We start from the raw sequence: 12,838 nt of genomic DNA, 5'->3' as shown, positions 1-12,838 counted from the left end.
TGCAATTGAGGTTGCGGACCGTCACGACTACGGTGATCAAATGAGCAGTACCAGCACTAACTCGATCTACGGCGACGCCGAAGCGCGCCGACGCCGTACCTTGGACGCGGCGATCGCACTCCTCGACGAAGGCGGCTACTCCGCCCTCACTATCCGTGCGGTGGCAAAACGCTCGGGAACCAGCACCGGCCTGATCTACCAGTACTTCGTCGACAAGCAGGACATCTTTGCCGCCCTGCTCAGCGAGAGCCAACTGGAAATGGCGGACTTTGTAAGCTCGCTCCCCCGCGAGCAAGGACTGACGCCGCTCCTCGAGTCCATGATTCCCGAATTCGCGCGGCATTGGGCACGAGTCGGCAGACTCACCACCACGTGGCGCGACATCGAGGGAATGGCCGGATCCGACCGCGACAGCATGCGGGAACTTCACGCATCAGTGGCGGTCTTCAACTCGGCGTTGATTCGAGCGCTCACCGAATCTGCTGCAGCCGAAGGAAGCCGGTTGATCGAAGACCCCGCGCTGATCCATGTTGTGCTCTCCGGACTCAAGGGCCTGTCGGACACCATCGTCATCAACGTCGCCAAAGAAATCACACCCGAGCATTTCGTGAACTTCTCCGCCCGCGCGCTCGCGCGGGCCATCACGGAGTAAACCGAACAGCTACTCAGGAACGAACGAGGCGAGCGATCGCTGCCTGAGCTTCCTTGATCTTGGCGTCGGCTTCCGGACCGCCTTGTTTGGCGGCTTCGACAACACAGCCCGCAAGGTGCGCGTCGAGAAGCTTCAGGGACACGGACTGCAACGCGCTGGTTGCGGCCGAGACCTGCGTCAGGACGTCGATGCAGTACCGATCGTCGGCAACCATGCGCGAGATACCCGCGACCTGACCTTCGATGCGGCGAAGACGTTTGAGCAGATCGTCCTGCTCGGGGCTGTAACCACTCATGACGCCACTATACCCCCTACCCGTATAGTGCTTACTCGGATGCGACGTAGGCCATACGGAGCCGACGCGTCACATCGATCGCCATGAGCCCGGCCAGCAAGAGAGCCAGACCGGCACCGGAGATCCACAGTCCGTCGTAGTGGGTGCCCACAAATGACGGTGCGCCCTCGATAATCGGAGCGAAGGTCGACGTGGTCAGGCCTGATCTCCAGCACACGACGGCCAGCGTCAGCGCGGCGACCATACCGAGAACACCTACCAAGGTCTTGGCATCGACTTTTCTAGTCATCGGACACCCTCTCGGAATCTCTGGCACTTTCTGCTTCGCCGCGGCGCGCCATTACCTGATTCAACGCCTCACGCAACGCAAAGTCGTCCTTCGCCCAGGCTCGGACCAGACCACCCGTCGTCAGTCGCAAGCCGATGCTGTGACGACGACGTGGAACTCCGGACAGTTCGCCCAGCGCGCGGGCGGTTTCCCACGGCTCCATTTCGTCTTCGTAGGCGGCGTCGTCCGATTCGGGAAACACCTCGGCGATTTCGTCGACCGGAACCTCCTCGGTGCCCTGACGAAGCATCGCGTCGGTCAACTCGACGCTCACATGCCGGCGCGCGGCAGTGACCTGCACGTAGACCAAGCCCGTCAGAATCACCGCGAACATTGCCAATCCGAACCAGTGCACCACCGGCCCGGTGAACAATTCGATCACCAGCGCCACAAGACAGAACAGCGGACCGAGCGCTACAGCTGACATCCGCGAACCGGGCTCGTAGAACAGAACCTCGGACGCGTCGTCAGCCATGAGCAAACCAGCTGCGCGTCGAGCCCCGATAAATCGAGACCCCGGCGCTGATCAGCATCACGGGAACAACCAAAGCCAGAGCCGTACTGATACCGGTAATCACCAGTGCCAGCTGGAGCCACACGAAGACTCCCGAATAGATCACGAGTATCCGTCGACACAGACTTCTGCCTAGCCGCGTCGGGCCGGCCAAGCCGCCGATGATCAATCCGCTGAGCAACAGCGCCACACCGGACACACGAACGAATGTCACGTAGGTATCGATGTTGTCCGTCGGTACGCCCTGATCGGCGAACTGCTCCCGAAGCTCGTACGAAGCGCTGGAGAGGTTGATCAAGCCGAACAGGATCAGGAGGAATGCACTAGCTATCCACAACCAGAAGGCAGCGTTGACAGCGGTGGGGGGCCGGACCTTCTTCGATGTCGTCACGGGCGTCGAGTCCGCGCTAGCCACTCACGACTCCTGGCACGACAACGAGGAGTGCGGTGGCGATCACGGATATTCCCAACAGCAGAAATACGATCATTTCGGTTCGCGAGCTGCGTCGCGGTCGTGGGGCGTCATGTGTGCCCTCGGCGTTCAAAGCGTCTCGAGAATGCACTGCGCTTGCCTCTCCCAACTACCGTCGTGACCTGATTCACAGTACCCCGCATGGCGCCTCACCGGGACCGTGGGGGGAACCTCAGAAAGTACGGATTCGAGTCCTTGCGATGCATCATCACGATGGCACCGACGGCCGCGACAGCTTGCAGGATCTGCGCGCCGCCGAACAGCAGGGTGGAACCGTCGCCGCCACCGAGACCGAGAATCACCGGAATCGCGGAGACCACCATGAAGACTCCACCAAAGGTCAACAGCATGCGCGCCCAGTTCTTGCCGCGGCTCATCGATCGCACGACCAGCAGGAAAAGCGCAGTGAACACCAAGATCATGATCACCGACACCACCACAGCCATCGGGAAAACACTCTCGATGTCCGAGCGGGTGAGTCCTGCGTCGGCGGCGGCGGGATTGCTCATCATCTCGTCGATGAACGACGACTTCTGACCGAGCATCATCGCGATCATCGCGCCGCCCTGCACCACACCGAGTACAGCCACTGCCCACCACAGCTGAATCGCCGTCACCACGTCGGTCGGCGGCTCGGACTTCTGCGTGCCGGAAGGATGCGACGACGGATTGGTCGGCATCGGGCCCAGCGGATGAAACTGATTCTGGAACTGCTGGTTCTGATACTGCTGATTGTCGTACGACGGTTGGTTGTCGTACGGCGGTTCCTGGCGAGGAGGCTGCCACGGCTCGGTCATACCGACAGCCTATCTGTCCGGGACTTCACTATCATCCGGCTCAATCCGTCGCTCACAACCAACCGGCGACCTCGGACGCCCAGTACGTGAGAACGACGTCGGCACCGGCACGTCGAATGCTGGTCAGTGATTCGAGAACTGCGGCGTCACGATCGATCCACCCGTTCTGCGCGGCCGCTGTGATCATCGAGTACTCCCCCGAGATCTGATACGCGGCCACCGGCACCGGCGAACGGTCTGCAGTCTCGCGCAGGATGTCGAGATACGACATAGCGGGCTTCACCATCACCATGTCCGCGCCCTCGGCGATGTCGAGATCAACTTCGCGCAACGATTCACGACGGTTCGCCGCGTCCTGCTGATAGGTACGGCGGTCACCCTGCAGCGAGGATCCCACTGCTTCACGGAACGGCCCGTAGAACGCCGACGCGTATTTTGCCGCGTACGCCAACTGACCTACCTCGGTGTACCCCGCCGCGTCGAGTGCACCGCGAATCGCCCCGACCTGCCCGTCCATCATTCCGCTCGGTCCGAGGAGGTGCGCACCCGAATCTGCTTGAGCCAACGCCATCTCGATGTAGCGAAGCAAGGTCGCGTCGTTGTCGACGGCGCCGGCAGGTGTCAGCACTCCGCAGTGCCCGTGATCGGTGAACTCGTCGAGGCAGGTGTCGGCCATGATGACCGTCGAATCACCGAGTTCGTCTGCGAGAGCTCGCAATCCGACGTTGAGAATTCCGTCGGGGTCGATGGCGCCCGATCCCTGTGCGTCCTTGTCCTCGGGCTTGGGCACACCGAACAGCATCAGACCGCCGACGCCGGCGCTCACCGCCTCGGTAGCCGCTGCGCGCAACGAGTCGAGCGTGTGCTGGTACACGCCGGGCATGGAGGAGATCTCACGCGGAGCGGCGATCCCGTCCGCCACGAACATCGGCAGCACGAGATGCCGCGGTTCGAGCGTCGTCTCCGCTACCAGTCGCCGAAGCGCAGGTGTTCGCCGGAGTCGGCGCGGACGATGAGTAGGAAACACGAGACGGGTTCTCCTTCGTCGGACGTTGCTGTGCGCCTTTTCGGTAGTGAGCACTACCGAAAAGGCGCACAAGCGCTTCAGCGCCTACGTGACTTCTTGCGCGGAGGAGGCAACGCACCCTCGGCACGCAGGCGGGCAGCGTGCTCGGCCAGTGCCTCGACCAGCGGTCCTACCTGCGAGGTTTCGGGCTGCACGTCGACGCGCAATCCGAATTCGATAGCGGTTTCGGCGGTCTTCGGGCCGATGCACGCAACCAGAGTGCGGGCGTGCGGCTTACCGGCGATACCGACGAGGTTGCGCACCGTCGAGGACGAGGTGAAGCACACGGCGTCGAATCCGCCGGTCTTGATCATCTCGCGGGTCTCGGCGGCAGGCGGTGCGGCGCGCACCGTGCGGTACGCGGTGACGTCGTCGATTTCCCAGCCACGTTCGCGCAGGCCTTCGGCGAGGGTTTCGGTCGCGATGTCGGCGCGGGGCAACAGAACTCGGTTGACCGGGTCGAAAACGTCGTCGTACGGCGCGAATTCGGCCAGCAGTCCTTCACTGGACTGATCACCCTTCGGCACCAGTTCGGGGTTGATACCGAACGAGCGGACCTTGGCTGCGGTGGCTTCGCCGATGCAGGCGATCTTCACGCCGGAGAAAGCGCGGGCGTCGAGGCCGAACTCTTCGAACTTCTCCCACACTGCGCGAACAGCATTGGTGGAGGTGAAGACCACCCACTGGTAGCGGCCGTCGACGAGTCCCTTGACGGAGCGTTCCATCTGAGCGGGGCTGCGCGGCGGTTCGACGGCGATGGTCGGGACCTCGATCGGGATGGCGCCGTGAGTGACCAGACGGTCACTCATTTCGCCGGCCTGATCCTTGGTGCGCGGCACGAGGACGGTCCAGCCGTACAGTGCGCGTGATTCCCACCAGGACATCTTGTTGCGTTGGGCGACAACCTTGCCGACCGTGATGACCAGGGAGCCGACCAGTTCGGAGCCGGCCTCGTTGAGCGTCGCCAACGTTGCTTCGACGGTGCGCTGCTGCCGGGTGGTGCCGCGCACGGTGATCGCTGCGGGGGTCTGCGGAGCCATGCCGTTCTCGACCAGCGCGCTGGCGGTCTCGGCGAGGTGCCCGGACGTAGCGTGCAGGACGAGCGGTCCCGGTGCTGCGGCCAGTGCGGCCCAGTCGACCTCGCCGCGCACGTCGGCTTCGGTGTGTCCCGAGCCGAGTGCCATGCCGGCGTAGCTGGGAACCGCTGAGCCGGAGGGCAGTCCTGGCAGGACCTCGAACTGAACCTGGGTGCGTGCCACTGCGGTGACCTCGGCGATCACGGAATCCGTGGTCAGCGGATCACCCGAGACGAGACGGACGACGTCGTGGCCGTTCTTGGCTTCGTGCACAAGAGTTTTGGCGACCTCGGCCGGTTCCCCGAGTGCGGGACGCACGTCGGCGATCAGTTCACCGGTTTCCTCGTCGCGACCCATGTCGATGCCCACGAGAGCGACGACGCCCTTGTCCACATCAGGATCGGTGAAGGCCAAGGCTGCGCCGGTGAGGACGTCGCGTGCGCGAACGGTGAGCAGGGCGGGGTCGCCCGGTCCCGATCCCACGAACAGGATCCGTCCGGGAGTGTTCTTTCGGACTCGGGTCATCGGTGATTCTCCAGTGCGCTGTATCGAAATGGGAACTTGGTGCAAGTGCAATAGGTTGTGTCAAACATCGGCGGCCTCGCCTGTGGTCACGTTCATCAACTCTCGGGCGCCGAGTTCGAGTAACTCTCGGGCCACCGCTCTGCCGAGTTCCTCGGCGTTGTCCGGTGCACCGACTGCACCGGTACGGATGACGTCCGAACCGTCGAATGCGGCTGCGCAGCCGCGGATCGACAGTTCGTCGAAAATTTTGCCGTTGTCGTCGATTGATTCGACAACTTCGGCGAGTGCCCCTACGGGGGCAGTACATCCCGCTTCGAGTTCGGCCAGCAGGGAGCGTTCGGCGATGACCGCCGCACGAGTATCCGCGTGGTCGAGCTCTGCGAGTATCGCCACCAATTCTTCATTGGCAGAGAGACATTCGACTGCCAGCGCGCCCTGCGCCGGCGCCGGAAGCATCTGAACGGGCTCGATGTTCTCGGTGATGAGATCAAGGAGGCCGATGCGGGACAGGCCGGCGCGAGCGAGAATCACGGCATCGAGTTCACCGGATTCGACCTTGCCGAGACGGCGCTGCAGGTTTCCGCGCAGCGGCACGATGTCGAGCCCGAGTCCGAGGGCCGCGAGCTGCGACACTCGTCGCGGCGCAGACGTTCCGACCTTGGATCCTGCCGGAAGTTCACCGAGCACCAGGCCGTCACGGGCAACCAGCGCGTCACGCGGATCTTCGCGAGGCGGGATCGCGGCGATCACGAAACGCTCGTCCCGCGCAGTGGGCAAGTCCTTGTACGAATGCACGGCAACGTCGACGCGATTGTCCGCCAACGCTTCTCGAAGCTCCGCCGTGAACACACCGACGCCGATCTTCTGCACGGGATCGGTGGACTGATCACCCTTGGTCTTGATGATGACCAGTTCAGCCGGGTGCCCGGCCGCGATGAGTGCGTCGCGCACGGTCCCGGCTTGCGTGGTGGCGAGAAGGCTTCCGCGAGTACCGATCCGCAGGGTGCCCTCGGAGTGCAGTGGTGTGGTGCTCATGCCTGCTTGTCCCTTCCGCCGCGATCGCCGTCTACACGATCGGTGGGTGCGGCCACTGCCGCGGGCAATGCCGGGCTGAGTTCGAATAGTTCACGCAATGCGGCCGCGTATGAATCTCCGCCAGGCGCCGACGCCAGTTGCTTGACGCGCACGGTAGGTGCGTGGAGCAGTTTGTCCACGACGCGTCGCACGGTGCGGGCTACTTCGTCGCGTTGCGGATCGTCGAGATCGGGCAACCGCGAGTCGAGGCGCATCAGTTCGGATTCGACGACGTCTGCGGCGCGCTGCCGAAGGGCCGTCACCGTGGGTGTGACCTCGGCGAGCCGTTGACCGGCCAGGTACATCGCCAACTCACCGGCGACGATGGCGCGGGCGGCGTCGGCGTCCGATGCTGCGGCACCGGCAGCGGGATCTCGTTGCAGCGCTTCCATGTCCAGGACGGTGACGCCGGGCAGACCCGATACCGCCGGGTCGATGTCGCGGGGCAGACCGAGGTCGCAGATGACAAGGTGCTTGTTCGGGTCGCGATCGGGTTCGGCGAGCGCGCGGTGCGCGTCGGCCAATGTGACTACCGCTCCGACCGCGCCGGTACAGGTCACCAACACGTCCGCCTGCGCCATGACGGCTGAAAGCTGCTCGAAATCAACAGCTTCGGCGATGACGCCGTTGGAACGAGCGGTGTCCGCCAGGTGCTCGGCACGCTCGCGGGTGCGGTTGACGACGATGATGCGATCGATTCCGGCGCGGGTCAGGTGCGCGACCGACAGTCCGCCCATCGCGCCTGCGCCGACAACCACTGCGGTCCGTCCGACCAATCCACCGTCACCGAGGATTCCGGCAGCGCGGTCGAGCGCTACCGATACCACTGATGCTCCGGCAGAATCTATTCCGGTTTCGGAGTGCACCCGCTTGCCGACGCGCAGCGCCTGCTGGGCAAGCTCGTGCACCACTCGCCCTGCCGCCTGCTGCGCGTCGGACGACGCGTAGGCAGTGCGAATCTGGCCGAGGATCTGCTGCTCGCCGATCACCATCGAGTCGAGTCCGCTCGCGACGGCAAAGAGGTGCTCGACGGCAGCTTCGCTGTACCGCACGTAGGCGTGGGCATGCAGAGCCGTGAGGTCCAGACCGGAATGGTCGGAGAGGATCTCGCCGACCTCGGTGAGAGCGCCGTGGAATGCGTCCACGACTGCGTAGACCTCTACCCGATTGCAGGTGGAGACGATCATCGCCTCGGTGATGTGCGACGACGCCAGAAGCTTGTCGATCAACTTCGGACGGTCGGTGTCGGTCACCGCCACTCGCTCGAGAACCGGCACGGGCGCAGTTCTATGCGAAACCCCGACAAGCAAAACACTCACGGCGCGATCACTGATCCGTTTCTTGTCGAACCTGCTCCGACCGGAGCGGGTGAACTTGTGGAGGGACGGGACGAAGCGGGTGCCGCATGAGCGACGCGCACTCGAGGTGCAGCTGATGCCTGATCTGCGTTGCGTGCACTGTTGAACGAGAGAACCTGCATTTCGACTGCCAAGTCGACCCGTCGAAGCTCCACGTGATCGGGAACGTCGAGCGCGATCGGCGAGAAACTCATGATGCAGAGCAGACCGGCGCGAACGAACTGATCGCACACGTCCTGCGCGGCCTCGTCCGGAGTGGAGATGACGCCGATGGTGGCTTTCAGTTCGCGGCACGCGAATTCGAGTTCGGCGGTGTCCCGCACGGTCAGATCCCCTACCTGGGTTCCGACGCGAGCGGCGTCGCTGTCGAAGAGTCCGACCATTTCGAATCCACGACGACTGAAGCCGCCGTAGCCGACAAGTGCTTTCCCGAGGTTTCCGACGCCGACGAGAACAACCTTGTGCCCGCGGTCCAGCCCGAGCGCACGCTCGATGCGGATGCGAAGTTTGGTGACGTCGTACCCGACGCCGCGAACACCGTTGGGGCCGAGGAACGAAAGATCCTTGCGCAACTTCGCTGATCCGACGCCTGACGCCTGCGCCAGTTCTTCACTGGAGACGATGGATGTACCGCGATCGGACATGACTCCGAGGACCCGCAGGTATGCCGCCAACCGGGTCACCGTAGCCTGGGGGATGACGCGATCCTGCGTAGTTGCGGAATCGGCCTCAGCGGTAACTGGAGCAGCAGTAGTGACAGGACGGCCCGCAGCGCCGGTGACGCGCTGAGCCAATGGCTCGTGCGTCTGGTGCGGTTCGGTCACGTCGTTGGCTCCTCGTCCGACCGACACAGTTGTCGACCTCCACGATGCTCCGGGGGGAATGTTCACACCACGGTAACCGCTTGTGAACCCATGCACAAAGTTGCTTGGAACGGGTTCGATGTGCCTTTAACCTGCAGAGCGGCAGATTTCCCCATAATTAGCGTTGCCTTACTTGCGTAAATCGGCCCGAAGTCTCTCTTCGTCGACTTCCCAGTAACCGTGCTCGCGCCCATCGAGAAGAATGACCGGTAGGCGGTCCCCGTACTCGGCCCGCAATTCGGGGTCGCTTGCTGCGGCTTCGTCGACGTCGATGCACGTCACTTCAAGCTCGAACTCGCCGCAGACCCGCGCCAGCACCTCCGCCGCGCCTACACAGGAGGCACATCCCGCACGGGTCAACAAGGTCACTTCATGGGTGTTCACAGTCATCGAGTAAGGACCCTTCCTCAGGCGCGATGTTCATCTACCAGTCGGTCAAGTCTGCCTTTTATGCCCACCCCGATACCAAATCGCCCGAGAGGAAGGTCACACACACGGACACTCATCGCCATCCACCCCTTGGAGCCTCAGCGCGGAGGATAGGCTGACTTCAAGAGTTCTCTGCTCAACGGTGCAACACGGGAGGTGCGGGTGCCTGCGCGATCACTACCGAACGGTTCCGGATTCGGGTCGGGGCTGGCCGGGGTCATTCTCCCCGGTCGTCGCCGGGTCAAGAATCCGCTGGGACCGAGCGAATCGGAAGTTCGAGCCAACCTCGCCGGTGAGGCCAGCGTGGACGCGGCCCTGGCACTCACCGCGGCCGCCCATCCCGAAGAGCCCGCGACCGACGACGCTGTACCGGCGGTGCCGCGAGACCTCACTGCTGCGGCGTTCTTCGACGTCGACAACACCATGGTCCAGGGTGCGTCCATCATTCACTTCGCACGTGGGTTGGCCGCCCGGAAATACCTGAAGACGTCGGATCTGGTGGATTTCGCCTGGAAACAGATCAAGTTTCGGGTCACCGGACGCGAGAGCAGTGACGATGTTGCCGAGGGCCGCGAGAAGGCTCTCTCGTTTGTCGCCGGCCGGTCAACGGCCGAACTCGCCCGTCTCGGTGAGGAAATCTACGACGAAGTGATCGCAGACAAGATCTGGGCGGGCACCCGCGCATTGGCTCAGATGCACTTGGACGCAGGCCAGCAGGTCTGGTTGGTGACGGCTACCCCTGTCGAACTCGCGCAGGTCATCGCCGAGAAGTTGGGTCTGACCGGAGCCTTGGGCACCGTCGCGGAGAGCGAGGACGGCGTCTTCACGGGCCGTCTTGTCGGTGACATCCTGCACGGAATGGGCAAGGCGCATGCCGTCCGCACGCTGGCGGTCCGCGAGGGCCTCAACCTCAAGCGGTGCTCCGCGTACTCCGACTCTCACAACGACGTCCCGATGCTGTCCCTGGTCGGGACCGCTGTTGCGATCAATCCCGACGCCGATCTTCGTGAACTCGCAAAGAACCGCGGCTGGGAAGTGCGTGATTTCCGCACCGCGCGCAAAGCGGCCAAGATCGGTGTTCCCACGGCGCTGGTGCTCGGGGCGATCAGCGGTGCACTCGCCGTCATCCTTGCGCGTCGAAAAGAACAGAACGCCTGACGGAGTCGAAAGTCCGGATCGAATCCGATCCGGACTTTCAGTTCAACCCAGCTTTCAGTTCAACCCAGCTTTCAGTTCAACCCAGCTTTCAGTTCAACCCAGCTTTCAGTTCAACCCAGGAAGATGTTGCGGCGCTTGGCCAGCAGCCGGTAGAGCGTCTGCTGGATGGTCTCGCGCACGTGGTCGGTCACTTCGAAGAGAACCATCGGATCCTCTTCTGCACCTGCGTCGTACGTGTCCGTGACGATCGGCGTCCCGAATTCGATGTGCCATTTCGACGGCAGCGGAACCAGCCCGAGCGGTCCCAGATGCGGAAACAACGGAGTGACCGGGAAATACGGAAGGCCCAACAACCGCGACAGCGTCGTCAAGTCGCCGATTTTCGGGTAGATCTCTTCCGAGCCGACTATCGAGCACGGGATGATCGGAACACCGGTACGCATTGCGGCCGAAACGAATCCGCCGCGTCCGAACCGCTGCAACTTGTAGCGTTCACTGAACGGTTTTCCGATTCCCTTGAAACCTTCGGGGAAGACCGCCGCCACTTCACCCTCACGCAGAAGTCGCTCGGCGTCCGGGTTGCAGGCAAGTGTATGCCCGGCTTTGCGCGCGAGTCCGCCGACCAGCGGCATCTCGAATGCCATGTCCGCAGCCAACATTCGCAGTGGCCGGTGCGCCGGGTGGTGATCGTGTACGGCAACGGACGTCATCAACCCGTCGATCGGAATCACGCCGGCATGATTCGCGACAACCAGAGCGCCGCCGGTAAGGGGGATGTTCTCGATTCCGCTGACCTCGACACGAAACCACTTCTCGAACAGTGGCCGGAGCATCGGCATGACGATGTGGTCCGCGAAGTGCGGGTCGAACCCGAACTCGTCGACCTCGTAGTCACCGGCCACCCGGCGCCGTAGGAACTCCGCCGTCGACGCGATCTGATCGACAAGTCCTGAGCGGACGGTGTCGACAAACGACCCGTCGTTCGGAGTCTTGGGTGGCAACGCCCCACTCGAAGGATGCCGGCGCTCGCTCTGCTCTCGCACCGATCGCTGCGCGCCGGTTACCGATTCATGTGAGCGCGCTTCGCTTCGGGCCGGATGCGGCCGCAACGGAATTACCTTTGCCACGTCACTCATCGCTCCACTACACCTCGGTCCGGGGTCGTCATCGACATCACGTCGGCGCTCGGTGACGCCGAGGCTCCGTTGCCGCCGACAATCGCGGTCAACGTTTTCTCCGCCCGGTCGATCCACTCGGGCCCGATGATCCGCCGCGTCTGCATGGCCCGGACGAAGTCGTCGAGCGCCTGCATCGTCGTCCACCTCGGCTCGAATCCCATCTCGCTGCGCATTCGTGTGGTGTCCAGACCGCAACCGAACCGGAAGTACTCGAGTTGTTCGTCGGTGTACAACCTCATCGACGAACCGACCAATGCGTTGCCGACGCTACGGAACAGCGCCAGCGGCATCGGAACTTCGATGCGTCCGGCTCGCCTGATGGCCTGCGACAGCATCACAACCCCGTCTGCTGCGATGTTGTACGTTCCCGCCACCGGGGTGATGGTGGCGCATTCGAGTGCGGCAAGCGCGTCCTCGGCGTGCAGCAATTGCAGTCGCGCATTGCGTCCGGCGATGGTGGGAACCACCGGTGCACTGACGTAGTGCCCAACCGTCGCGGTGAGTTGGGGGCCGATCAGCGGAGCAAGTCTCAGAATTGCGACGTCGATGTCGGGCCGGCGACGTCCCATGCCTCGGAGGTACCCCTCGATTTCGAGGGTGTCCCGGGCGTAGCCTCCGGGCGGGCGCCGACGCGCACTCATCTCTTCGGTGAATTGGGCGGGATCTTTGGCACTGCACCCGTACACGACCGACGCGGATCGGAGAACGACTTTGCGAACGGTGGGCGCCTTCTGGCACACAGCGAACAACTGCATCGCGCCGATGACGTTCATGTCCTTCATCGCTGCGCGTGAACCTGATTTGGGGGCCTTCTGCAGGGTCGACGCGTGTACGACGGTATCAACTTCGGCGCCTCGGATGACCTTGCCGATGAGGGGGTTGCGGATGTCTGCGCGCACGAATTCGGCACGTCCCATTCGGCGCAACATGTCTTTGCTGGGGCTCACCGAGTCAACGGCGATCACTCGCTCGATTGCCGGATTCTGCGCCAGCCTGGTTACCAGGTAACCGCCCAGAAATCGGCTTGTGCCGGTCACGAGAACCACGCGGGGA

15 protein-coding genes are annotated in these 12,838 nt (G+C 63.4%); 2 read left to right on the top strand and 13 right to left on the bottom strand.

The window, feature by feature from the left end; translation table 11 throughout:
* Positions 1-40: 40 nt before the first annotated feature.
* On the top strand, positions 41-652 hold the full coding sequence (locus V2B23_RS21380) for a TetR/AcrR family transcriptional regulator (RefSeq protein ID WP_430952179.1): 612 nt from the start codon (positions 41-43) through the stop codon (positions 650-652).
* Positions 653-665: 13 nt separating this feature from the next.
* Here the strand turns inward: V2B23_RS21380 and V2B23_RS21375 are convergent, their stop codons facing one another.
* The 11 genes from V2B23_RS21375 to V2B23_RS21325 form a co-directional block, all read right to left on the bottom strand.
* Positions 666-947, bottom strand: coding sequence for a metal-sensitive transcriptional regulator (locus tag V2B23_RS21375; RefSeq protein ID WP_033235483.1), 282 nt, complete (start codon positions 945-947; stop codon positions 666-668).
* A gap of 31 nt (positions 948-978) precedes the next feature.
* On the bottom strand, positions 979-1,236 hold the full coding sequence (locus tag V2B23_RS21370; protein ID WP_430952178.1) for a hypothetical protein: 258 nt from the start codon (positions 1,234-1,236) through the stop codon (positions 979-981).
* Entirely contained in the window at positions 1,229-1,750 is a 522-nt protein-coding gene (locus V2B23_RS21365) for a hypothetical protein (RefSeq protein ID WP_430952177.1), read from the bottom strand. The genes V2B23_RS21370 and V2B23_RS21365 overlap by 8 nt, the downstream gene beginning before the upstream one ends.
* A complete protein-coding gene (locus V2B23_RS21360) occupies positions 1,743-2,204 on the bottom strand; it encodes a hypothetical protein (protein WP_430952176.1) in 462 nt (153 codons plus the stop codon). Before V2B23_RS21360 ends, V2B23_RS21365 begins: the two co-directional genes overlap by 8 nt.
* Positions 2,205-2,410: 206 nt before the next feature.
* Positions 2,411-3,058 carry a hypothetical protein gene (locus V2B23_RS21355; protein WP_430952175.1) on the bottom strand — a complete coding sequence of 216 codons (648 nt, stop codon included), beginning with the start codon at positions 3,056-3,058 and terminating at the stop codon, positions 2,411-2,413.
* A 52-nt stretch (positions 3,059-3,110) separates the two neighbouring features.
* Positions 3,111-4,085: a porphobilinogen synthase gene (gene hemB / locus V2B23_RS21350; RefSeq protein WP_430952174.1), complete on the bottom strand. Its 975-nt coding sequence runs from the start codon at positions 4,083-4,085 to the stop codon at positions 3,111-3,113.
* Between the two features lie 77 nt (positions 4,086-4,162).
* Positions 4,163-5,725, bottom strand: coding sequence for a uroporphyrinogen-III synthase (locus tag V2B23_RS21345; protein WP_033235488.1), 1,563 nt, complete (start codon positions 5,723-5,725; stop codon positions 4,163-4,165).
* Positions 5,726-5,785: 60 nt separating this feature from the next.
* On the bottom strand, positions 5,786-6,760 hold the full coding sequence (hemC, locus tag V2B23_RS21340) for a hydroxymethylbilane synthase (RefSeq protein WP_430952173.1): 975 nt from the start codon (positions 6,758-6,760) through the stop codon (positions 5,786-5,788).
* Positions 6,757-8,118, bottom strand: coding sequence for a glutamyl-tRNA reductase (locus tag V2B23_RS21335; RefSeq protein WP_430952172.1), 1,362 nt, complete (start codon positions 8,116-8,118; stop codon positions 6,757-6,759). Before V2B23_RS21335 ends, hemC begins: the two co-directional genes overlap by 4 nt.
* The gene (locus tag V2B23_RS21330; protein ID WP_430952171.1) at positions 8,115-9,008 is read right to left on the bottom strand and encodes a redox-sensing transcriptional repressor Rex; all 894 of its coding nucleotides are present in this window, start codon (positions 9,006-9,008) and stop codon (positions 8,115-8,117) included. Before V2B23_RS21330 ends, V2B23_RS21335 begins: the two co-directional genes overlap by 4 nt.
* A gap of 141 nt (positions 9,009-9,149) precedes the next feature.
* The gene (locus tag V2B23_RS21325; RefSeq protein ID WP_430952170.1) at positions 9,150-9,410 is read right to left on the bottom strand and encodes a glutaredoxin family protein; all 261 of its coding nucleotides are present in this window, start codon (positions 9,408-9,410) and stop codon (positions 9,150-9,152) included.
* Positions 9,411-9,611: 201 nt separating this feature from the next.
* Here V2B23_RS21325 and V2B23_RS21320 point away from each other — a divergent pair, with 201 nt between their 5' ends.
* On the top strand, positions 9,612-10,607 hold the full coding sequence (locus V2B23_RS21320; RefSeq protein WP_430952169.1) for an HAD family hydrolase: 996 nt from the start codon (positions 9,612-9,614) through the stop codon (positions 10,605-10,607).
* 110 nt (positions 10,608-10,717) lie between these two features.
* On the opposite strand, the gene V2B23_RS21315 is transcribed toward V2B23_RS21320, so the two are convergent.
* Entirely contained in the window at positions 10,718-11,743 is a 1,026-nt protein-coding gene (locus V2B23_RS21315) for a lysophospholipid acyltransferase family protein (protein WP_430952168.1), read from the bottom strand.
* Positions 11,740-12,831 (bottom strand): NAD-dependent epimerase/dehydratase family protein, encoded by a 1,092-nt coding sequence (locus tag V2B23_RS21310; RefSeq protein WP_430952167.1) that lies wholly within the window; start codon positions 12,829-12,831, stop codon positions 11,740-11,742. The genes V2B23_RS21315 and V2B23_RS21310 overlap by 4 nt, the downstream gene beginning before the upstream one ends.
* Positions 12,832-12,838: the final 7 nt, after the last annotated feature.

Source organism: Rhodococcus sp. 24CO, from assembly GCF_050586165.1.
In the GTDB taxonomy this organism is placed as follows: Bacteria; Actinomycetota; Actinomycetes; order Mycobacteriales; family Mycobacteriaceae; genus Rhodococcus_F.
Note: the sequence above shows the minus strand (reverse complement) of the source record. Positions and strands in the feature narration are given on the sequence as shown.